This window comes from Erwinia sp. INIA01 (genome assembly GCF_025947915.1).
Classification (GTDB): Bacteria; Pseudomonadota; Gammaproteobacteria; order Enterobacterales; family Enterobacteriaceae; genus Erwinia; species Erwinia coffeiphila.
The window spans coordinates 275148-297303 of the sequence record NZ_JAPDNC010000006.1 but is presented as its reverse complement, the minus strand read 5'-3'; the positions used below and the strand labels follow the sequence as shown (position 1 = coordinate 297303).

The 22156-nt window shown below is 55.7% G+C and carries 20 protein-coding genes; 10 read left to right on the top strand and 10 right to left on the bottom strand.

Features of this window, described 5'->3' with window-relative positions; genetic code table 11:
* Positions 1 to 46: 46 nt before the first annotated feature.
* A complete protein-coding gene (locus tag OMR58_RS13325; protein WP_264546170.1) occupies positions 47 to 928 on the bottom strand; it encodes an SMP-30/gluconolactonase/LRE family protein in 882 nt (293 codons plus the stop codon).
* Between the two features lie 292 nt (positions 929 to 1220).
* Here OMR58_RS13325 and OMR58_RS13320 point away from each other — a divergent pair, with 292 nt between their 5' ends.
* On the top strand, positions 1221 to 1379 hold the full coding sequence (locus OMR58_RS13320) for a hypothetical protein (RefSeq protein WP_172606603.1): 159 nt from the start codon (positions 1221 to 1223) through the stop codon (positions 1377 to 1379).
* Positions 1380 to 1496: 117 nt separating this feature from the next.
* Here OMR58_RS13320 and OMR58_RS13315 read toward each other — a convergent pair whose 3' ends face one another.
* The 4 genes from OMR58_RS13315 to OMR58_RS13300 form a co-directional block, all read right to left on the bottom strand.
* Positions 1497 to 1778, bottom strand: a complete 282-nt coding sequence (locus OMR58_RS13315) for a hypothetical protein (RefSeq protein ID WP_105593365.1) — start codon at positions 1776 to 1778, stop codon at positions 1497 to 1499.
* Positions 1779 to 2076: 298 nt separating this feature from the next.
* Positions 2077 to 2886 carry a hypothetical protein gene (locus tag OMR58_RS13310; protein WP_444861316.1) on the bottom strand — a complete coding sequence of 270 codons (810 nt, stop codon included), beginning with the start codon at positions 2884 to 2886 and terminating at the stop codon, positions 2077 to 2079.
* Between the two features lie 54 nt (positions 2887 to 2940).
* Positions 2941 to 3390 carry a universal stress protein gene (locus OMR58_RS13305; RefSeq protein ID WP_105593335.1) on the bottom strand — a complete coding sequence of 150 codons (450 nt, stop codon included), beginning with the start codon at positions 3388 to 3390 and terminating at the stop codon, positions 2941 to 2943.
* A 12-nt stretch (positions 3391 to 3402) separates the two neighbouring features.
* The gene (locus OMR58_RS13300; RefSeq protein WP_105593334.1) at positions 3403 to 4185 is read right to left on the bottom strand and encodes an IclR family transcriptional regulator; all 783 of its coding nucleotides are present in this window, start codon (positions 4183 to 4185) and stop codon (positions 3403 to 3405) included.
* A gap of 164 nt (positions 4186 to 4349) precedes the next feature.
* On the opposite strand from OMR58_RS13300, the gene OMR58_RS13295 reads away from it, so the two are divergent.
* From OMR58_RS13295 to ypdK, 3 genes are all read left to right on the top strand, one after another.
* Positions 4350 to 5960 carry an MFS transporter gene (locus tag OMR58_RS13295; RefSeq protein ID WP_264546169.1) on the top strand — a complete coding sequence of 537 codons (1611 nt, stop codon included), beginning with the start codon at positions 4350 to 4352 and terminating at the stop codon, positions 5958 to 5960.
* Positions 5957 to 6985 carry an HlyD family secretion protein gene (locus tag OMR58_RS13290; RefSeq protein ID WP_105593332.1) on the top strand — a complete coding sequence of 343 codons (1029 nt, stop codon included), beginning with the start codon at positions 5957 to 5959 and terminating at the stop codon, positions 6983 to 6985. Before OMR58_RS13295 ends, OMR58_RS13290 begins: the two co-directional genes overlap by 4 nt.
* 197 nt (positions 6986 to 7182) lie before the next feature.
* Positions 7183 to 7254 carry a membrane protein YpdK gene (ypdK, locus tag OMR58_RS26050; protein WP_105593363.1) on the top strand — a complete coding sequence of 24 codons (72 nt, stop codon included), beginning with the start codon at positions 7183 to 7185 and terminating at the stop codon, positions 7252 to 7254.
* Between the two features lie 58 nt (positions 7255 to 7312).
* Here the strand turns inward: ypdK and alaC are convergent, their stop codons facing one another.
* Both alaC and OMR58_RS13280 read right to left on the bottom strand, forming a co-directional pair.
* Positions 7313 to 8548, bottom strand: a complete 1236-nt coding sequence (gene alaC / locus OMR58_RS13285) for an alanine transaminase (RefSeq protein ID WP_105593331.1) — start codon at positions 8546 to 8548, stop codon at positions 7313 to 7315.
* 120 nt (positions 8549 to 8668) lie between these two features.
* The gene (locus tag OMR58_RS13280) at positions 8669 to 9196 is read right to left on the bottom strand and encodes a GNAT family N-acetyltransferase (RefSeq protein ID WP_200547871.1); all 528 of its coding nucleotides are present in this window, start codon (positions 9194 to 9196) and stop codon (positions 8669 to 8671) included.
* Positions 9197 to 9766: 570 nt separating this feature from the next.
* Here OMR58_RS13280 and OMR58_RS13275 point away from each other — a divergent pair.
* Both OMR58_RS13275 and OMR58_RS13270 read left to right on the top strand, forming a co-directional pair.
* Entirely contained in the window at positions 9767 to 11452 is a 1686-nt protein-coding gene (locus OMR58_RS13275; RefSeq protein WP_105593362.1) for a sensor histidine kinase, read from the top strand.
* 23 nt (positions 11453 to 11475) lie between these two features.
* Positions 11476 to 12204 (top strand): LytR/AlgR family response regulator transcription factor, encoded by a 729-nt coding sequence (locus tag OMR58_RS13270; protein ID WP_105593329.1) that lies wholly within the window; start codon positions 11476 to 11478, stop codon positions 12202 to 12204.
* A gap of 30 nt (positions 12205 to 12234) precedes the next feature.
* Here the strand turns inward: OMR58_RS13270 and glk are convergent, their stop codons facing one another.
* Entirely contained in the window at positions 12235 to 13200 is a 966-nt protein-coding gene (gene glk, locus OMR58_RS13265; RefSeq protein WP_200547872.1) for a glucokinase, read from the bottom strand.
* 158 nt (positions 13201 to 13358) lie between these two features.
* Positions 13359 to 15011 carry an alpha-keto acid decarboxylase family protein gene (locus OMR58_RS13260; RefSeq protein WP_264546168.1) on the bottom strand — a complete coding sequence of 551 codons (1653 nt, stop codon included), beginning with the start codon at positions 15009 to 15011 and terminating at the stop codon, positions 13359 to 13361.
* A 205-nt stretch (positions 15012 to 15216) separates the two neighbouring features.
* Between OMR58_RS13260 and mgrA the strand changes: the two genes are divergently transcribed.
* Together mgrA and OMR58_RS13250 are read left to right on the top strand one after the other, a co-directional pair.
* Positions 15217 to 16206, top strand: a complete 990-nt coding sequence (gene mgrA, locus OMR58_RS13255; RefSeq protein ID WP_264546167.1) for an L-glyceraldehyde 3-phosphate reductase — start codon at positions 15217 to 15219, stop codon at positions 16204 to 16206.
* Between the two features lie 414 nt (positions 16207 to 16620).
* Positions 16621 to 16968, top strand: a complete 348-nt coding sequence (locus OMR58_RS13250; RefSeq protein ID WP_264546166.1) for a DUF2502 domain-containing protein — start codon at positions 16621 to 16623, stop codon at positions 16966 to 16968.
* Between the two features lie 67 nt (positions 16969 to 17035).
* Here OMR58_RS13250 and OMR58_RS13245 read toward each other — a convergent pair whose 3' ends face one another.
* The gene (locus tag OMR58_RS13245; RefSeq protein ID WP_264546165.1) at positions 17036 to 18274 is read right to left on the bottom strand and encodes an Nramp family divalent metal transporter; all 1239 of its coding nucleotides are present in this window, start codon (positions 18272 to 18274) and stop codon (positions 17036 to 17038) included.
* A gap of 439 nt (positions 18275 to 18713) precedes the next feature.
* Here OMR58_RS13245 and OMR58_RS13240 point away from each other — a divergent pair, with 439 nt between their 5' ends.
* Complete coding sequence (locus tag OMR58_RS13240) at positions 18714 to 19898, top strand: NupC/NupG family nucleoside CNT transporter (RefSeq protein ID WP_105593323.1); 1185 nt, start codon at positions 18714 to 18716, stop codon at positions 19896 to 19898.
* A gap of 410 nt (positions 19899 to 20308) precedes the next feature.
* Positions 20309 to 21904: a rhodanese-like domain-containing protein gene (locus tag OMR58_RS13235; RefSeq protein ID WP_264546164.1), complete on the top strand. Its 1596-nt coding sequence runs from the start codon at positions 20309 to 20311 to the stop codon at positions 21902 to 21904.
* Positions 21905 to 22156 lie beyond the last annotated feature (252 nt).

The window sequence follows — 22156 nt, the reverse complement described above, 5'->3', positions numbered from 1 at the left end:
CGGATTGATAAGCAGAACCGCCGTCCTGACCGACGGCGGTTTTTCTTTATTGATGGATAAAGCGCGGCTCGGGCAATCCGGCCACGCTGACCCGCACCGCGAACAGATCGCCGGACTGCGGATACTGCGCCAGTTCCTCTGCGGTCCGGTTTTCACGCGAGCTGGTGATATACAGCGTTTTCAAATCGCTGCCGCCAAACGCCACCATCGTGGGCCAGCGCACCGGCAGCGGGATCTCATCAACAATGTCACCGCTGGTTGGGTCAAGGCGAATCACCCGCTGGCCGTCGAACATTGCCGACCAGTAGAAACCTTCGCTGTCCACCGCAGCGCCGTCCGGTAAACCGCCCTGCTGCTGGATAAAGTGCCTGACCACCTGCCTTTTTCCCGGCTCACCTGCGGCATCGAGCGGATAGCGATACATCAGGCCGTTCGGCGTATCGGTGTGATACATCCAGCGGCGATCGGGTGAAAATGCCAGCCCGTTAGAAATTTTGACGTCCTCCGCCTGAACCGTCAGCCGCAGATTCTCGTCTACGCGGCACAGTTTGCCGCCGTTACGATCCTGGGGTTCCCACAGGCTGCCGCACCAGAAGCGGCCAAACGGATCGACGCGACCATCGTTAAAGCGGCTCCGCGCCGCTTCACCGGGGTTTTCGGCGATCCGCCGGACGATTTTCCCCTGTTCATCAAGGAAACACACCCCGCTGCGCAGTGCGGCAATCAACCCACCTTCTTCGCGCAGGCCGATGCAGCCAATATCTTCCGCAACCGGCCAAACCTGATGCTCACCGCTGGATGGATCGAAACGATGCAGCGCCGGAGCCAGAATATCGACAAACCACAGCACCTGCTGCTGCGTGTCCCACAGCGGGCATTCGCCCAGCTCGGTCTGCGCGCGCAGTACGTTTTCTACCTGATAGCTCATTACCGCTCCTTGATAAAAATGTAGGGATAGAATTTACGTTATTACAGTATCAGAAGCACAACAATAAACCTGGCGGCTTCACGGAGATGAATCTGGTCAAACATTGATTTAAGATGATTCTTATCAAATTGGAATATATTTAATACTATTCTTATTTAAGAATAGAATTGACAGATTATAAATTTCACTACTGAAATTATTTGAAATATCTAATTAAATAACTCTACACTGCCCGCATTATTCCTCCACTTTGCCTTGTTAAATTTGTACGTATCGAAATGGCAGGAGTGAAATGATGAAAAATATAATGAAAGCAACCTCTGTAATGGCACTGATCATCATGCTGAGCGGCTGTATCGTTGCACCGCCTCATCATGGCGGAGGCGGATATCACGGAGGTGGTGGCTATCATGGCGGCTACCATCACGGCGGCCCGCATCGAGGCTGGTAAACTTATCCGGTGAGCTATCTCACCGGCGGCGGGCAAAGCCTGCGCACGGCAAGATAACAATAAAGAAGAGTAGTTATTATTGATAAAATTTGGGCGGATAGTTATCCGCCCATTTTTTTAGCTTTTAATACTGTAATTGCACTGATACCAGGCTTTCATTAATCCCGGTACGTGGCTCTCCTGCGGAGACAGCGCTTCTACTTTATCAAATCCCCTTTCGGTGCAGTAACGCTCGATATCTTCAGCCAGCGCCACCTTGTCCACTTTAGTCGGGTTAAAGCGATACTGTACGGTATTCACCGCCGGGTCTTCGTCCACTTTTTCAAATGCGCCAGGCTTGCTGGACGTACATCCGGCCAGCAGCAGCAGTGCCAATAAGGCGGTTATTTTTGTTTTCATCATTGCTCTTTTCCTCCGGGCAGCATGATAACAACCTCGCCTCCGGGGACTATCAGACTACGGCGCATTTGCATTTTTTTACTCAGCGGTGCACCTGCATACCTCACAAGGTACAGAGCAGAAAAATGCAATGTTTTACCGATTGAATCAATTCGGGGAGACGCCTGGCGTTATCAGCCGTTCAGTGCGACTATGCATCCAGACAACGCAAATGTCTGAACCACACCAGGTTTTTTATTGTTATATCATTGCTTTACTTAATGACTTGTGCCCGCGGCGAGCGGGCTTTTTTTCAGGGTTAATTACCTGTTCCACTAATAATTATACGCAACACGTTGGCTGAATCTTTATCCGCAAGTGCCAGCACAGATTGATAAAGGTCGATGGTCATATCGCAGAGTTTGCTTTCATCCACGCCCGGTTCTGCCGGAGTGTTAAGGGTTTGTAAGTCACTGCCCCACTTTCCGTACAGCGTTCTGACTACCGACTGAAGCTGCTTGCGGCCGCGAGGCAAGTCCACCGCACGATCGCCATCTCGGCTGTTCACTAACAGCCGGTCCATCGCCTGCATTTCACTTTCAACCAGCGGCTGCGGCAGCAACTCGGCAATATCCACGCCTCCCCTGACCTGCGGGAACAGGAAGCGGAAGCAGCGATCGGTACTCTGCTGGCGCAGCTGCTTCATCTCTTCAAGCGACACTTTCATATAGCCGATAAGATCATCGTCGGCGGCAGCGTTAATTCGCTGGTTGAGCAGGTCTGCCGCCAGCGGGCGCAGTCGGTCAAAAGCCTGTTGCTCAGTCAAACCGCTATGCAGACCGTTCAGCAGCTCATCGCTGGCCTGCTTGTACAGGGCCGGCTGCTGCACTTTGACGGTACGCCAAACCGGCAGCGTCGCCAGTTTTAGCTGGGCAGCATCCTGTCGGGCCGTCTCTGCCTGCTGCGGTGCCATCCAGCGGAAGTAATAAAAGTTTCCCGCCGCCAATGGCAGGATCAGCAGCAGCAGAGCGGCAATTTTCCCCAGGCTGCCGCGCTTCACCAGTAGCGCAATCACCACCAGCCAGACCAGCGCGATCGCTGAAGAAATCAATACGGGTTGAGAAATCAAAACGGTTTTCCTGATGCAGTCAGGCCGGTTATGCCGGCCTGAGATAAAAAGGGCTTAATCCGCCCGAACGTCGACTAAAACCGGACAGCTGGCGCGTTCTATCACCGATGCGCTGCACGAACCTTTCAGCAGACGGTTAAATGAAGAAAGGTGCCGCCGCCCCATAATAATCATCGCGGCGTTCAGCGCATTAGCCTGGGCAACGATGGTTTCTGCCGATTCACCGGCAATCACCCGCCCACGAGCCGTCACGCCGGACTTTTGCAGTTCCGACAGTGCGCGCCGTACCACGGCTTCAGCGGTGTTTTGTTCGTCCAGCGCCATGCCAAAATCACCGGGATCTTCCCCGGCTTCAATCTCAAACGGCCCGGATGACGCATAGCTGACGTCAATACAGCACAGCACCACCACCTCGGCCCGCAGCGCCAGCGCCTGTTCCGTGGCCAGCGCCACAACCTTACGAGCAATCCCAGAGTTATCAACGGCGACCAAAAGCGTTTTCATAGCTTTCTCCTGTTAGTCACGCAATGCCACTTTGCCAATTTCATCCACCATCCCGAGCTTACATTTCAGGATCTCCTGACGGTAATGATCTTCAAATCTTTCAAAACGGGGAGTGGGGACCAGAAGACTGATGGAGAAACGCCCCAGAATAGTATCGATAGCCACCGCCATCGTTGACACCCCTTCCAGCGTTTCGCCACGGTCATAGGCCAGACCGGTATGGCGAATTTCCGTTAAATGCGCCAGCAGCGCAGGGAAATCACGCACGGTGAGATCGGTGATTGCCTGGTAGGCTTCGCCGAGCAGCTCCCGGGCGGCCTCATCGCTGTCCAGCGCCAGCAGCGCACGGCCGCCGGAGGTGCTGTAGAGCGGCAGGTTCATACCGATACGCGGCACCACACGCAGTTCGCGATCGGCCACCACATAATGCACGATGGCCAGCTGCAGCCCGCTTGCTCTGCCCAGCGACACCGTTTCGCCCGTTGCCTGGCACAGCGCCTGAAGCCAGGGCTGAGCAATCGTCACCACATCGGTATGTACATTGGCGATCAGCCGCAGAAGCGCCGGGCCAAGACGAACCCCACCGGCACCGTGACTGCGTACCAGCTTGACCGAGTCCAGCGCAGCAACAATGCGCTGTACAGTTGAACGCGGCAAATCCACCGCCAGCGCAATTTCGCCGAGGCTCATACCGTTAGGTTTTGCGCCAAGCGCATCCAGAATTTTTGCCGCCCGGGTGATGACCTGAATGCCACCGGTCCGTTCTTCGTCGTGCGGTATTGAGGGTTCAGACATAACGATTCTCTTTCCTTGATGTCGGGCTTACTGTAGCACTTTTTTACCCTGTCCGGCACACTGCATCGCATTGCAATACACTGCATCAAGATGTAATATCTGCGTCAATGTATCACGATGCAATACACTGCATCGATAATAATAATCCTCCCGGAGCACCTGCTATGAACAGCCCGCCGGTGGCGATGCCGCCGCCGCATCCTTTTACCCTGCGCCTGGCTCTCGGGCTGATCGGGGTGCTGATTGCCACGCTCAGTTCAGGCCTTAACGATCGCGTAACCGATCTGGCGCTGGCGGATATCCGTGCGGCGATCGGTATCGACTATGATACCGGCAGCTGGATCACCTCTTCCTACCAGGCCGCTGAAGTCGCCGCGATGATGATCGCCCCGTGGCTGGCAGTGACCTTTTCCCTGCGGCGTTTTACCCTGGTGGTGGCAACAGGCTTTGCCAGCCTGGCGGTGATCCAGCCGCTAGTGACCGATCCCGCGCTGTTTATCACCCTTCGTGCCATTCAGGGCCTGTTCGGTGGCGCGCTGCCGCCGATGCTGATGACCGTGGCGCTGCGCTTCCTGCCGCCGACTATCAAGCTTTACGGCCTGGCGGCCTATGCGATGACGGCGACCTTCGGTCCGAATATGGCCGCCTCCCTCGCGGCCTTCTGGACCGATTCGGTTGGCTGGCAGTTTGCTTTCTGGCAGGTGATCCCACCCTGTCTGATTGCCTCCCTGCTGATCGGTTGGGGGCTACCGCAGGACCCGCTGCGCCTGGAACGTTTGCGGCAGATCGATGCCTTTGGGATGCTGACCGGCTGTAGCGGTATGGCGTTGCTGATCCTCGGCTTAACTCAGGGGGAACGCCTGGAGTGGTTTGAATCACCGCTTATCGCCGGCCTGCTGCTGGCGTCCGCCGCGCTGCTGGTGACCTTCTTTATTAACGAGTGGTATCACCCGCTGCCGCTGTTTAAATTGCAGATGCTACAGCGTAAGAATCTCGCCCACGGCCTGCAGGTTCTGGCGGGGGTACTGATGGTGTCGCTCTCCGGCTCAGCGCTGCCTTCGGCCTATTTTGCGCAGATTGATGGCTTTCGTACCGCACAGTTTGCCCCACTGGCGCTGACTATCGGTCTGCCGCAGCTGATCATTGCTCCGCTTGTCGCTACGCTACTGAATCTGCGGCAGGTGGACTGCCGCTGGGTGTTAACCGCCGGAGCCGGGCTGATGATCGCCTCCTGCCTGCTGGGCACGCAGCTGACCGATGAGTGGGCGCGGCAGAATTTCTGGCTAATCCAGGCACTGCAGGCCTTCGGTCAGCCGATGCTGATCCTGCCGGTACTGATGAGTGCCACCAGCGTGGTGATGCCGCCGGAAGGGCCGTTCGCCTCAGCGATGTTCAATACCGTGCGCGGTTTTTCCAGCGTCGCGGCCGGCAGCCTGGTGGAGAATTTCCTCACCCATCGCGAGAAGTTTCACTCCCATGTGCTGGTCGATAACCTCGGTAACCGCCCCTGGCTGATCACGGCGAACAGCAGCGACGCGGCCAGCAGCCTGCAGCCGATGTTGCCAGATGGTTCAGCCAGCTCGACGGAAAATCTCAGCCACTTCAGCACGCTGGTAAAACATCAGGCGACAATCCTCAGCATCAGCGATACCTATCTGTTGATTATCGGCTTTGCCCTGCTGCTGGTCCTGCTGACCGCCTGGCTGCCGAAACGCGTCTGGCCGCCACAAACTCTCATTAATTCTGCTTCGCCAACAACGAGAACAACATCATGAGTTTCACACCTGCAAAACGTACCTCACTGCTGGCGCTATTGCTGCTGGCACTACTGGGGATGGCCTTTTTTATCTGGTCGGCAATCGGCAGCCACGACTATCGCACCAACGACGCGGTGGTTACCGCCGACTACACGCTGGTGGCGCCAAAAATTTCCGGCTATATCAGTCAGGTTAGCGTAACGGATAACCAGCAGGTGAAGGCCGGTGACCTGCTGGCAACAATTGACGATCGTGATTATCGCGTGGCGCTGGAAACAGCCCAGGCTAACCTGCAAATTAGCGAGGCCAAGCTGAGCAGCGTTCAGGCACAGCTCGATCAGCAGCAGGCAACAATTGCGCAGAATGAAGCTGCGGTCAGCGCCAGCCAGGCGTCGCTTAACTACGCCGGACAAAATGCAGAGCGTTACCGTCAGCTGCTGAAAAGCGGCACGGCAACCGCCGACGAGCAGCAGAAATCGAACTCCACTATGCTGAGCGCCGCCGCGCAGGTGAAACAGAGCCAGGCCGCGGTGCTGGCCGCGCGTAAGCAGGTCCCGGTGCTGCAGGCCAGTGTGCGCCAGGCAGAAGCCGATATTGCCGCGTCGAAAGCCAGCGTCGATCAGGCCGAGCTGAACCTTTCCTATACCCGCATTACCGCACCCATTTCCGGTACGGTAGGCCAGCGCGCGCTGCGTGAAGGGGCGTGGGTTTCAGCCGGTACGCGCCTGCTGGCGGTCGTGCCGCTACAGCAAAGCTACGTGCTGGCGAATTTCCTGGAAACGCAGCTGGCGCACGTCAGCAGCGGACAGCCGGTCAGTATCACCGTTGACGCCCTGCCCGGCGTCACTCTGCGTGGCCACGTTGACAGTATTGCTCCGGCAACCGGCTCAACATTTGCGGCCATCACTGCGGATAATGCTACCGGCAACTACACCAAAGTGGTCCAGCGCCTGCCGGTAAAAATCGTTCTGGAGAGGGATCAGCCGGATCTGGCTCGTCTGCGGGTGGGAATGTCGGTGATTCCTGAATTAAAAATGCGCTAAATGTGAGAAAGTTCTCAGCATAATCGCCTTTATTTTGCCAGGCAATGCGGGTAAATTAGCGATCGATCCTGCCGTGGGCTCCCCACGGCGACCCTGCCTTAGCGCGTCCGGCATTAATAAGTCCGCCTGAGGTTGATTCTGTTCGCGTTACGCTGGTCCGGGATCGCCACAGCCGTAACCGCGCAGAGGAGCTGTTCGTGAAATACGCGTTTATGGGAATTTCGTTTATCCTGGTACTGTGGGTCGGCACCTTTTATCTGATGCTGTAGATCTTCCCGAAAAGAGGGTCAGGCATGCCTGACCCTTATTGATTTATCTCGCTCGCGGTCAGAGCGTTTCCGCGCTACCTTTCGCGGCAGATGGCAAAATGCCATCTGCCCGGAACATGGTTTTAATCCCTCTTACCGCCTGGCGAATGCGGTCGCTGTTCTCAATCAGCGCAAAGCGTACGTGGGTGTCACCGTAGTCACCGAAACCAATTCCCGGAGAAACGCAGACTTTAGCTTCCTGTAGCAGCAGCTTGGCGAATTCCAGCGATCCCAGATGAGCGTACTGCTCGGGAATTTTGGCCCAGACGTACATTGAAGCTTTAGGGTTGTCGACCATCCACCCCGCTTCGTGCAGCCCTTTCACCAGCACATCACGGCGGCGCTTGTACTGCTCGGCAATATCGCGTACGCACTGCTGATCGCCTTCCAGCGCGGCAATGGCTGCGACCTGCAACGGCGTAAAGGTGCCGTAGTCGTGATAGCTTTTGATACGCGCAAGCGCCGCAACCAGATCTTTATTCCCCACCATAAAACCGATACGCCAGCCGGCCATATTGTAGCTTTTTGACAGGGTGAAGAACTCGACCGCCACGTCACGCGCGCCCGGGACTTCCATAATCGACGGCGCTTTCCAGCCGTCATAGACGATATCGGCATAGGCCAGATCGTGGACCACCAGCACGTTGTACTGCTTCGCCAGAGCGATGACCCGCTCGAAGAAGTCCAGCTCCACGCACTGTGCGGTCGGGTTGGACGGGAAGCCGAGGATCATCATTTTCGGCTTGGGATAGCTTTCGCGAATGGCGCGTTCGAGTTCGTTAAAGAAGTCGACGCCCGCCACCAGCGGCACGGAACGCACCTGCGCACCGGCAATCACCGCGCCGTAAATATGGATCGGGTAGCTGGGATTGGGCACCAGTACGGTGTCGCCGTGATCGAGTGTTGCCAGCATCAGGTGCGCCAGCCCCTCTTTCGATCCGATGGTGACAATGGCTTCCGATTCCGGGTCAATCTCCACCTGGTAGCGATCGGCATACCAGCGGGAAATCGCCCGGCGCAGGCGCGGAATGCCGCGCGAGGTGGAATAGCCGTGGGTGTCTTCGCGCTGGGCAACGGTGCAGAGTTTTTCCACAATGTGCGGCGGCGTCGGGCCATCAGGGTTGCCCATGCTGAAATCGATAATATCTTCCCCACGACGGCGTGCGGCCATCTTCAGTTCAGCAGTGATGTTGAACACGTAGGGTGGGAGGCGTTCGATACGGGAGAAACGACGGGTTGAACTGATATCAGCCATAGTATTTTTGCTCGCTTACGTTAGCGCCCGGACCGTCCGAGCGACGCCGGCCACTGCGGTGGCCGTGCAACGAACATAGCGTAATATTCCGACGGCTGTCGATAGGCCGGATAAAATTTTTTATCCCAGCGGATTTACGCGCCCAAACAGCCAGTCATTCACCCACTGCCCGCGCAGCAGATAATTATCCCGCAGCGTGCCCTCCAGCTCGAAGCCGTTTTTTTCCAGCACCCGGCGTGACGCCCAGTTGCCCTCCACCACCTGCGCCTTCAGCTTGTGGAACTCGCATTCGCGAAACAAATACTCGCTTAGCGCGGCCAGCGCCTCGCTGCCATAGCCGAGGCCAAAATAGCTGCTGAGCAGCGAATAGCCGACTTCCGCCTGTCGGTACGGTGCCCATTCTGCATTGGTGCCAATCAGCCCCACCGCTTCACCATCCTCTTTGCGCCGCACCACCAGGCACAGCATATGGAAACTGGTGATCTGCCAGGGGGCCAGACGGTCCTGAAAGCGCTGACGGATGTCCGCCAGCTGCGGCACGGCGCTGATAAAGCGCATGCTGGCTTCATCGCTGTGCACCTGTAAAAACAGCTGCCAGTCTTCCGGCTGCAGCCGGGTGAGAATGAGTCGCTCGGTGGTCAGTTGCATAGATATCTCAAAAAAAGGGAAAATCCACTCTTCGGCTGTTTTTTTAGTGCCGCTTTTCACTTACTGATAACGTGAAGTTAGCAAAAAAGTGTGCGGATAACGACAGGATACCGTCGCAAAATCTATATTTGGCTGGCGGATCTCAGTATCGTCAGCAGGGTTATTCATATCGCGGAAAAAAGATTACGATGAGCTTTGCCAGAGGATGTTGCAGAGAATGGTTTTCTACGCATTTTTAATATCGCAAAGCTGAAAATCAACATCCTCTTTTTAGCACTCGGTTTTTCCTCTATTAATGGATTCGTTACTTCCCAGCCGCCGATACGGAACGAAATTTGACGATAACCCCCTTTTAAAGTACGGACTTTCCTCAATTAACGGTGAAAAATCGTCAATCCAACCCAAAGTCGTCGAGAATATCAACATCCTCTTTTTGTTACTCAACTTTTCCCCTATTAACACATCAATATCGCTGAACCCTGCCACAGCCATAGCGCATCCGCCCGCCTTTTCTTATCATAGTGACATTGCTCCCCGTCAGCCGAGACGCCCGTGCACTCTATGTTTGAAATGTTGCTCGCCGTATTTGATCGCGCAGCGCTGATGCTTATCAGTCTGTTTTTTATGACCCGCACCCGCCATTTTCGCCAGCTGCTGCAAAAGGATGAGCACTCGCGCCAGGAACTGTTCGCCGTCACGGCGATCTTCTCGCTGTTTGCCCTGTTCAGCACCTGGACCGGCATTAACGTTGAAGGTTCGCTGGTTAACGTGCGCACGATTGCCATTATGTCCGGCGGTATCCTGTTTGGCCCCTGGGTAGGCATTGCTACCGGCGTGATTGCCGGGGTACACCGTTTTCTGATCGATATTCACGGCGTGACCTCGGTCCCCTGCCTGATTACCAGCATCGTGGCTGGGATCGCCTCCGGCTGGATTAACCTGAAAGTGGTGAAAGAGAAACGCTGGAGCGCCGGGATCGTTGGCGGCATGCTCTGCGAATCGCTGACCATGCTGCTGATTGTGCTGTGGGCTTCCCCGACGTCATTAGGGATTGATATCGTTGCTGAGATCGCCATCCCGATGATCCTCGGGGCCAGCAGTATCGGCCTGATCGTGCTGCTGGTGCAGAGCGTTGAGGGCGAGAAGGAAGCCAGCGCGGCGCGGCAGGCCAAGCTGGCGCTGGATATTGCCAATAAAACCCTGCCGCTGTTCCGTCAGATCAACAGCCATTCCCTGCGACAGGTGTGTGAAATCATTCGCAGCGATATCAAAGCGGATGCCGTGGCGATCACCGACAAGCATCAGATCATGGCCTACGTCGGTTTTGGCGAAGAGAACTACCGCAACGGCGATGACGGTATCAGCCCGACCACCTCGGCAGCGATTTCCGAGGGAAAAATCATCATTAAGAACAATGATGAAGCTCATCGCACGCCGGAAATCCATTCGATGATTGTCATCCCGCTGTGGGAAAAAGGGGAAGTCACCGGCACCCTGAAAATTTACTACTGCCATGCACACCGCATTACCTCTTCCCTTAAGGAGATGGCTATCGGCCTGTCGCAGATCATCTCCACCCAGCTGGAAGTGTCGCGCGCCGAACAGCTGCGGGAAATGGCCAATAAGGCCGAGCTGCGGGCGCTGCAAAGCAAGATTAACCCCCACTTCCTGTTTAATGCGCTGAATGCTATCTCTTCCTCTATTCGGCTCAATCCGGACACCGCGCGGCAGTTGATTACCAACCTCTCCCGCTATCTGCGCTACAACCTTGAACTGAACGATGATGAAATCATTGATATCAAGAAAGAGCTTTATCAGGTGAAGGACTACATCGCCATTGAGCAGGCACGGTTCGGCGATAAGCTAACCGTGATCTACGATATTCAGGAAGATGTCAGCTGTTCGCTGCCCAGCCTGCTAATCCAGCCGCTGATCGAGAATGCGATTGTTCACGGTATTCATCCCTGCCGGGGCAAAGGCGTGGTGACGCTGAGTATCCAGGATCACGGCGATCGCGTGCGGATTGCGGTGCGTGATACCGGCAACGGTATCGCCGAAGAGGTTATTGCCCGGGTGGAGAATAATGAGATGCCGGGCAATAAAATCGGCCTGCTGAACGTTCATCATCGGGTCAGGCTACTGTATGGTGAGGGGCTGCATATCCACCGGCTGAATCCGGGCACGGAGATTTCCTTCTATATCAGTAAAAATGGGGCATCCCTGCCGGAAAATGAGCGTATTTCGCTGTCGGTATAATTTTTGTAAACCGGGAAAACGTTGTGAAAGCGATTATTGTTGAAGATGAATTTCTGGCCCAGCAGGAGCTGAGCTGGCTGATCCGTCAGCACAGCCAGATTGTGATTGAAGCGACCTTCGATGACGGGCTGGACGTTCTGAAATATCTGCAAAGCCATCAGGTGGACGTGATATTTCTGGATATCAATATTCCTTCGCTGGACGGCATGCTGCTGGCGCAAAACATCAGTAAGTTCGCCAATAAGCCGCTGATAGTGTTTATTACCGCCTATAAAGAGCACGCGGTGGATGCTTTTGAACTGGAAGCATTCGACTACATTCTTAAGCCGTACCACGAGATGCGCATAATCACCCTGCTGCGCAAACTGGAAAACCACGTTCGTCAGGACACGGTACAAAACACCGCCACTCCGCGCCCCGCTTCCCACAGTATCAACCTGGTGAAAGACGAGCGCATTATCGTGACCGATATCAACGATATTTATTATGCCGAAGCGCACGAAAAGCTGACGTTTGTATATACCCGGCGGGAAGAGTATGTGATGTCGATGAACATGACGGAGTTTTGCAGCCGCCTGCCTGAGGAGTACTTCTTCCGCTGTCATCGTTCGTACTGCGTCAACCTCAGCAAAATCCGCGAGATTGAACCCTGGTTCAACAATACCTACATTCTGAAACTGCGCGATTTGGAGTTTCAGGTGCCGGTAAGCCGCAGCAAGGTGAAGGAGTTTCGCCAGCTGATGCGCCTGTAGTTGCGCATCAGCCAGCGTGGAAGCCGTGGTTTACAGTACCTGGCCCAGCGTCTGACGCAGATGCGCACCGGCACCCAGCAGGCCTGGCTGATCGTGGGTGATCAGATACACCGGAATATCACTAACGTAATCTTTAAAGCGGCCTTTATCTTCAAAGGCGGCGCGGAAGCCGGAAGCCTTAAAGAAATCGAGGAAGCGCGGCACGATACCGCCGGCGATAAACACACCGCCAAAGGTGCCGAGGTTCAGCGCCAGGTTGCCGCCAAAGCGACCCATAATCACGCAGAACATCGACAGCGCGCGGCGGCAATCGGTGCAGCTGTCGGCCAGCGCCCGCTCGGTGACGTCGCTCGGCTTCAGCGCTTCCGGCACGCGGCCGTCTGACTTCACGATAGCGCGATAAAGATTCACCAGACCGCCGCCGGAGAGAATACGCTCGGCGGAAACGTGGCCCAGTTCGGCACGCAGCACTTCAAGGATCTGGTCTTCTTCTTCGCTATTGGCCGCGAAATCCACGTGGCCGCCTTCGCCCGGCAGGCTGATCCAGCGCTTGTCCACGTGCACCAGGTGTGAAACGCCCAGCCCGGTTCCTGCACCGTAAATGGCAATCGGTTTGTCTTTCACCGGCGCTTTGCCGCCGAACTGCAGCAGATGCTCTTCCTGCAGCATCGGCACCGCCATCGACACGGCGGTAAAGTCATTAATAATTTCCAGATGCTTCAGGCCGAGGCTGGCTTTCATCTCGCTGGTGGAGAATGCCCAGTCGTGGTTGGTCATTTCAACCCGGTCACCGGTGATCGGACAGGCGATAGCAATACAGGCATCGTGAATTTCCTGCTGCTGTTCATCGCGCCAGGTGCGGATTACCGCTTCCAGACTGTCATAGTCAGAGGTGGAGAACGTTTTGGCCTGTGAGATGGCACCGCTTTCAAGATGACAGAGTGCCAGGCGCGCATTTGTGCCGCCGACATCACCTACCAAAGCATACTGGGTCATTATGGTTTTGCTCCGCTTAATCAAGTAGACACACTATAAATTTCCACTGCGAAAACAACAACGCTCACCGGGAAGAAAGGTGAGCGTTTCGGGCTAAAATCCGCCCTTTCGGAAAATTTCAGTTTATTCACCGAGTAGAACGGCTGCAATCGCCGCCGTTACCGGTTGTTGCGCTCGTGCAAAGAGCGGGTAACCGCCGCCAGCATCGGCGGAATATCGGCTCGCGGCAGCACCACTTCCACCAGCGATAAACGTGAACTATCGGCAGCCAGCTGCATGACGTCTTCCAGCTGCACCGTTTGGGTCACCCGCCAGCTTTCCGCCGGGTTGTCCAGACTCAGCGCCTCGGTCAGATGCGTCCAGTTCCATCGGGCGATATCGTTATAGCGCTGTTCGGCACCGTGGATCGCCCGCTCCACCGTATAGCCATCGTTATTAAGCAGAAAGATAATCGGATGCTGGCCATCGCGCAGCATGGTGCCCAGCTCCTGCACCGTCAACTGCGCGGAGCCGTCGCCGATAATCAGGATTACCCGGCGGCCAGGCTCTGCCGTAGCAGCACCAAAGGCGGCAGGCAGCGTGTAGCCAATCGATCCCCACAGCGTTTGCACCATCAGGCGGGTATTTTCCGGCAGCCGCAGCGCGGCAATGCCAAACGCGGCGGTTCCCTGATCGGCAAGAACGATATCGCCGGGGCGTAAGAACGCCTGCATGGCCTGCCAGAAACTGCCCTGGGTTAGCGATACCGAACGATCTTCCTCCATCACGGGAGGGGCGACAATATGCTGCCGCCAGCCGCTGCCGTGCCGCCTTGCCAGCCGATGCAGCACCTCCAGCGCTGCCGCCATCGGTATATCGTGGAAACAGTGCTCCCGTACCCGACATTCGTTCAGGCCAACATCGATGGTTTTACCGCTGTCAATCTGCTGGGTAAACCCGGCCGTGACGGTATCGGTAAATTTGACACCAATGGTGATAATCACCTCGCTCTGCTCAATCACCTCGCGGGTGCTCTGCGCACTGGATGCCCCGGCATAGGTTCCGGCAAAGCCATACAGGCTTTCGGGCACCACGCTTTTGCCCATCAGCAGAGTGGCAAAGGGCATCGGCACCTCCCGTAGCCAGCTTGCCAGCCTCTCCTGCTGCCCTGTCCGATTGGCAAGGAAGTCCACCAGCATCGCCACGCTGCGGGCTTCGGCCAGCAACTGTTCTGCCGCGTCGGCAAACGCCGCCAGCTGCCGTTCGTGACGGCTGATGCGCAGATCTAAAGGCGATGATGGCGGTGAAATCGGGCTGGCCGCAACGTTGGTGGCCAGCAGCAGGTACACCGGTCGATGCTCGGTCAGTGCGCAGCGCAGCAGTCGATCGATTTCCGCCGCGGCGTTATCGGCGGTCAGCACGCTGCTGGCCACCGAGATTTCCTGATGCATGCGCAAAAAATGCCGGAAATCGCCGTCGCCCAGCGTGTGATGCAGTAATTCAGCGTTGTGCTGCGAGGTCTGCGACGGCGCACCGACAATATGCACCACCGGCAGATACTCCGCATAGCTGCCGGCCACACCGTTAATAGCGCTAAGCTCACCAACACCGAAGGTGGTCAGCAGTGCGGCGGCACCCCGGCAGCGGGCATAGCCATCGGCAGCATAGGCGGCGTTAAGCTCATTGGCGCAGCCAACCCATGCCAGTCGCGGATGGGCGATCACGCTGTCGAGAAATTGCAGATTGTAGTCGCCCGGCACGCCAAACAGATGGTCAATGCCCGTCTCATTCAAACGTTCCAGCAGATAATCACCCACGGTATAACTGTTCATTGCTCACACTCCTCTGCGGGGCATAAGCTGAGTATTAGCGATAATTTTCACTTCGTTAGCAGAAAGACTGCGCGGGAAATGGCAACAGAACGTTACGCTAATAATTCTCCCTGAGTTGCGATCCGTGGCGCTATTTTTGTGAGTGTAACCGTATACACTGATGTGCTGTGTCGCCATATTTCTTCTTAACTGACGGGATTTTTTTATGTTTTATCAGGCAGATGAACAGCGTTATCAAAATATGACCTACCACCGTTGCGGCCGTAGCGGCCTGAAGCTTCCGGCGATTTCGCTGGGGCTATGGCATAATTTTGGCGACAGTACCCGGGTTGACGTCAGTCGTGACCTGCTGCGCCACGCCTTTGATAACGGTATCACCCATTTCGACCTGGCCAACAACTACGGCCCACCGCCGGGATCGGCCGAAGAGCATTTTGGCCGTATCCTGCGGGAAGATTTTCGTCCGTGGCGCGATGAGCTGATTATTTCCAGTAAGGCTGGATACACCATGTGGCCCGGCCCCTACGGCGACTGGGGGTCACGTAAGTATCTGATTTCCAGCCTCGACCAGAGCCTGAAGCGTATGGATCTCGAATACGTCGATATCTTCTACCACCACCGCCCGGACCCGGAAACCCCGCTGGAAGAGACAATGACCGCCCTCGACCATCTGGTACGTCAGGGGAAAGCGCTGTACGTCGGGCTGTCTAACTATCCGGCGGCACTGGCGGCCGAAGCCATCGCCATACTGAAAGATTTGGGTACCCCCTGCCTTATCCATCAACCGAAATATTCCATGTTCGAACGCGCGCCGGAAGCGGGCCTGCTGGACGTGCTGTCCGAGCAGGGCGTTGGCAGCATTGCCTTCTCACCGCTGGCCGGAGGCATGCTGACCGATCGCTATCTGAACGGTATTCCTGAGGATTCACGTGCCGCCAGCGGTAGCCGCTTCCTGAGCGAAGATCAGCTGACCGCCGAAAAGATGGAGAAGGTTCGCCGGCTGAATTCGCTGGCGCAGCAGCGCGGGCAGAAACTGTCACAGATGGCGCTGGCCTGGGTGCTGCGCGGCGACCGCGTGACATCGGTGCTGATCGGTGCCAGTAAAACCAGCCAGATAGACGATGCGCTGGGAATGCTGGATAACCGCAGTTTTAGCACAGAAGAGCTGGCAAAGATCGATGCGATTCTTGGCTGATTAGCTGGCTGGCTGGCTGGCTGGCTGGCTGGCTGGCTGGCTGGCTGGCTGGCTGCGCAGGTTTAACTTATCCCACCGCGATCGCCAGCAAAATATCGTTTCAGGTTACGATCAGGAACTGCCGCCCGTTTCCCGCCGCTTCAGGTTAAAACACGACCTGAAGCGCGGGTTTTCAGACAGTACGGCATGTCGCCAATTTTACTGTGCTGACTCAGTCATCTTCCAACCAGCCATTTTCTACCCCATCAAGCCTGCAGAGCAGACACGTGACCGTTCGGTTTTCTACTCTTGCCCCAGATAATTCCCAAATCCGCATCTTCTACCGCATTTCAGACTCCGCCAGTCGTCACGCACTAAACCCGCCCCTATTCTGCTGATACGGTGGAGAAGTCGGGCCGCTGATAAGGAGATAATATGAAACGCTTATTGTTGATTGCCGCTTTAGTGGCATGTTTATCACCGCTGGCTCTGCACACAGCACAGGCAGACAGCGCAAGAATTACTCTGGCTCCGGGTATTACCTTGCATTTGGGCGACCGTGACGATCGGGGCCGCTACTGGGACGGCGGGCGCTGGCGTGATGACCGCTGGTGGCGCAATAACTATCGCTACGATGAAGGGCGCTGGTGGCGACACGAGCAGTGGCGACGCCATGAAGAGATGCGCCGCCATCATCTGTGGGAGAAAGAGCGGCGCTGGCGGGAACATGAACGCCGCCGCGAATGGCGGGAATACGATCGCGATCGCCGTCATCATCACTAATGTCCTGAAAAGAAGCTAAAAAAAGGGCAATCCACAAAGGATTGCCCTTTTTAACACCGCAAAGACACTACAGGCCGGTCGCCATCGACACCAGCAGATAGCCGTTAAGCACCACCACAATCACCACGATCAGCCGGCCAATGTTCTGCATCACACGCGAGTTCACCATATCGCCCATCAGTTCGCGGTTGCCGGTAAACGCCAGCAGCGGCACCAGCGCCAGCGCAATACCAAAGCTCAGCACCACCTGGCTCATCACCAGAATACGGGTCGGGTCCCAGCCCGCAATGATGACGATAAATGACGGCACCATGGTAATAACGCGACGTACCAGCAGCGGGATATGGAAGTGGATAAAGCCCTGCATCACTACCTGCCCGGCCATGGTGCCGACGACCGTTGATGACAGACCGGCAGCCAGCAGGCTCAGACCAAACACCACAGCCGCTGCTTTACCCAGCAGAGGATCGAGGGTGAGATAGGCCTCATCCAGATCGGCAATACCGCTGTGGCCGCTGAAGTGAAACGCGGCAGCGGCAGTAGCCATCATCGCCAGGTTAACAAATCCGGCGATGGTCATCGCCACGGCCACATCCAGCTTGGTGGAACTGTAGCGCTCGCTGCGCGTGCCGCCATCACTCTTTTGGGTCAGCGAAGAGTGAAGGTAGATCACGTGCGGCATAATGGTCGCGCCCAGCACCCCGGCGGCCAGCAGTACCGCGTCAGCGGTTGGCAGCGATGGCACCGCCATGCCCTGAAGTAAATCCACCACTTTCGGCTGGGAGAAAAACAGCTCGATCACGTAGGCGGCGGCGACAAACAGCAGCAGGCCGCCAATCACCAGTTCAAGCGGCTTTTGACCTCGGTTTTGCAGCATCAGAATCAGGAAGGTGGCCACCCCGGTGAGCATGGCACCCTGCAGCAGGCTAACGCCAAATACCAGCTTAAAGCCGATCGCCGCACCGATAAACTCAGCAAGATCGGTGGCCATCGCGATGATTTCTGCCTGCACCCAGTAGAACCAGACCGCCGGGCGGGGGAAACGATCGCGAATATGCTCACACAGGTTTTTGCCGGTGGCGATGCCCAGCTTGGCCGACATCAGCTGAATCACCATCGCCATAATGTTGGCCCAGACCACCACCCACAGCAATTTGTAGCCGTAGGAGGCACCTGCCTGAATATTGGTGGCGAAGTTGCCGGGATCGATATAGCCGATCGCCGCGATGAAGGCAGGCCCCATCAAGGCAAACTTAATTTTCCGGTTACTGCGGACGCTCTGCTGCGCAGTGCGACTTTCCAGCATAGTGGTGACCCCTGATCTGCGGCTGATACGCTACTCTGGCGTATATGATAATGATTATTAAACGCGTTTGTAATGATTGTAGTTATCGCTGTGATAGCCATCGCTATGAAATATAGCACTGGCTATACTTTGAGTTACAGTACGTCAAAGCTAAAATTTGAGCAACCTCTTTCACTGTAGGGCATTCGGAATTCACTTACCAGATACAGGGTGTTTTTTTCATCGCCTTTTCACCGCGATTACGCTAAGTAGTATGAAGTAAACGATCCAGGCAGGGGAAATTTCGGCGAGTGAAGAGAAAAACCTGTGACGGCTCATGCTTTTCTGCAAAAAGCTGTAATAGATAATTGTTATATTGTGGATTAAGTCTCGTTTTTCCAAACCTTGTTACATAGAATGTGCAACGAAATATAACTGCCCTCAAATTATTGGAGCAAACATGTCCCGCATTCTGCACTTTGCACTGGCACTGGCGGTGGTTGCGCTGTTGGCCTTACTGGTCAGCCGCGACCGAAAAAATATCCGCGTCCGCTTCGTTATCCAGCTTTTGGTGATCGAAGTTCTGTTGGCCTGGTTCTTCCTGAACTCTGAAGTCGGTCTTGGCTTCGTTAAAGGCTTCTCGGATCTGTTCGAAAAACTGCTGAAGTACGCAGCGGAAGGTACTAACTTTGTCTTCGGTAATATGAGCGACAAAGGCCTGGCCTTCTTCTGGCTTAACGTTCTGTGCCCAATCGTCTTTATCTCTGCGCTGATCGGTATTCTGCAGCATTTCCGCATCCTGCCAATCATCATCCGTGCAATCGGTACGGTGCTGTCGAAGATCAACGGCATGGGTAAACTGGAATCCTTTAACGCGGTAAGTTCGCTGATTTTGGGACAGTCAGAAAACTTTATCGCCTATAAAGATATTCTCGGAAAAATGTCCGAACGCCGTATGTACACCATGTCAGCAACCGCGATGTCGACCGTTTCTATGTCGATTGTGGGTGCTTACATGACCATGCTGCAGCCTAAATACGTTGTCGCTGCGCTGATCCTGAATATGTTCAGTACCTTTATTGTGCTGTCGTTAATCAACCCTTACCGCGTTGAGAACGAAGAAGACCTGAAGCTGAATAATACGCACAAAGGTCAGAGTTTCTTTGAAATGCTGGGTGAATACATTCTTGCCGGTTTCAAAGTTGCGGTTATCGTAGCCGCAATGCTGATTGGCTTTATCGCGCTGATCTCCGGTATTAATGCCCTGTTTGATACCATTTTCGGTATCAGCTTCCAGGGTATTCTCGGCTACGTGTTCTTCCCGTTTGCCTGGGTGATGGGCGTTCCTGCCGGTGAAGCGCTGCAGGTTGGCAGCATCATGGCAACTAAACTGGTGTCTAACGAGTTTGTTGCAATGATGGATCTGCAGAAGATTGCCTCCCAGCTGTCACCGCGCGCGGAAGGTATCCTGTCAGTGTTCCTGGTCTCCTTCGCTAACTTCTCTTCGATCGGTATTGTTGCCGGTGCGATTAAAGGCCTGAATGAAGAACAGGGTAACGTCGTCTCCCGCTTCGGCCTGAAGCTGCTATACGGCTCAACGCTGGTCAGCGTGCTGTCGGCTTCTATCGCCGGACTGGTGCTGTAACACGGATCGGGGCCTGATGGCCCCGATTTTCATTTGGTTAAACCGCCGTCTGATGCTGTCACTGCTTTTCCACCGTCACATCATCCTTACCCTGTCCGCTTTCCCCTGCCGCCCGTCATGATCCTATCCGCTTGTGGCGTTTGCCGTCTGTTATCACCTCATCTCAACCGACCGGATGACATTTCGCGCCCCCGATCGCCACGCGCTGCGCCACAACATTGCTGATTTGCTGGTTAACAACGAACAATTATTGATTTCACTCGCCTTTTAATCCGGCTTAGTGTGGCCCTCTGAATTGCCACCCTTCGACGTTTACTGCGGATTGTTGTTGATGAAGGCCAGTCGTTCAACGGCAGAGCGTTCATTTCCGACAGTAGCGGCCTCTTTCACTGACTGTCTGGAACCCTCTTATGGCTGAAAATACTCTGTTAACCCGCGACTACCATCAACTGCGACTGGCTCTGCAAAACCATCAGGAAGTGGCGCTGGTTGATGTGCGGGAAGAAGTCCAGTTTGCCAGCGGACATCCGCTGTTTGCGGTGAATATCTCTATTTCCAAGCTGGACCTGGAGATCCTGAACCGCGTTCCCCGCCTGACCACACCGGTGACCGTTTACGATAACGGTGAAGGACTGGCACAGGAAGCTGCCGCCAGACTGCGCGAGATTGGCTATCTTGACGTTGCGCTGCTGGCAGGAGGACTGTCCGGCTGGACCGAAGCGGGCGGAGAGCTGTTCAGCGACGTCAATGTCCCCAGCAAAGCGTTTGGCGAACTGGTTGAGAAACGGGCTAAAACACCGTCGCTGACCGCCGATGAGGTCAACGCCCTGCAGCGGGCAGGTAGCAGCGTGGTGCTGCTGGATGCCCGACGTTTTGACGAGTACCAGACGCAAAGCATCCCCGGCAGCATTAGCGTCCCCGGCGGTGAGCTGGTACTGCGTAGCCGGGATCTGGCTCCATCGCCGGAAACCACTATTGTCGTCATCAGCGCCGATCGCACACGCAGCATTATTGGCGCACAGTCGTTGATTGACAGCGGGCTGCCTAACCCGGTTTACGCTCTGCGTGACGGCATCCTCGGCTGGACGCGGGCAGGACTGAAGCTGGAAGCGAATCAGACGCATCGTTACGGCGAGGCCTGTGACACGGCGCGTCTGCATGCGGCACGCCACGCGCGTAGCCTGGCAGACAAAACCGGGGTACAGCGCGCCACGCTGGACGATGTGAACGTCTGGCGCCAGCAGGATCGACACACGCTTTATCTGTTTGACGTGCGCGATGAGGCGGAATATCAGCAGGGACATTTACCCGATTCACGTCACGTTCCCGGCGGGCAGCTGCTTCAGGAAACCGATCATTACGCCAGCGTTCGCGGTGCATGGATTGTGCTGATCGATAGCGATGGCGTACGCGCCAATATCAGCGCGTCCTGGCTGGCACAGCTGGGCTGGCAGACGTTTGTGCTCGATGGTTTGAGCAAGGCGGACTTCAGCGCCACCGGCGGCTGGTCACCACGGGTTCCACCGCAGCCTGCGCTGCCGGAAGTTGAACCCGCAGAGCTGTCGGCCCTGCTTGCCGGCGGCGATATTCAGGTACTGGATTTCACCACCAGCACCAACTACGCCAATGCGCATATTCCAGGGGCAGCGTGGCTCCAGCGTTCGGTACTGACCACCGAAGGAGCCGCCGTGCTGCCGGATTCAGCACGCTATGTTGTAACCTGCGGCAGCAGCCTGCTGGCGCGCTATTCGATTCCGAAGCTGGAACAGCTGACCGGCAAACCGGTTCTGGCGCTGAAGGGGGGTAACACCGCATGGAAAGCCGCCGGTCTGCCGGTGGAAAGCGGAGAAACCCGGCTGCTGCTACCACGCGTCGATCGCTACCCGCGACCTTATGAAGGCAAAGATATCTCCCCGGCGACTTTACAGGCCTATCTTGACTGGGAGCGTGGGCTGATCGCGCAGCTGGATCGTGATGGTACTCATGGCTTCCAGGTATTGAGATAAGGTTCTCAGGGGAGGCTCGCTGTGCTGTGCTGTGCTGCGCTGTGCTGCGCTGAAGGATATGGCAACGCAGATTAGCCGAGGGTAAAGCGATTGTGTTTCTCACTACAGCGCTAAAATAGTGAGTGATTAAGCGGGGGACCTGAAACGGGTTACCCCGTTTTTTTATGCGAGAAACCGCGTGGTCGTAAAAAATGAACGAAAAAAAATCCGCCGAAGCAGATTTATTTTTTAACAACGACCTGTTTGAGAATT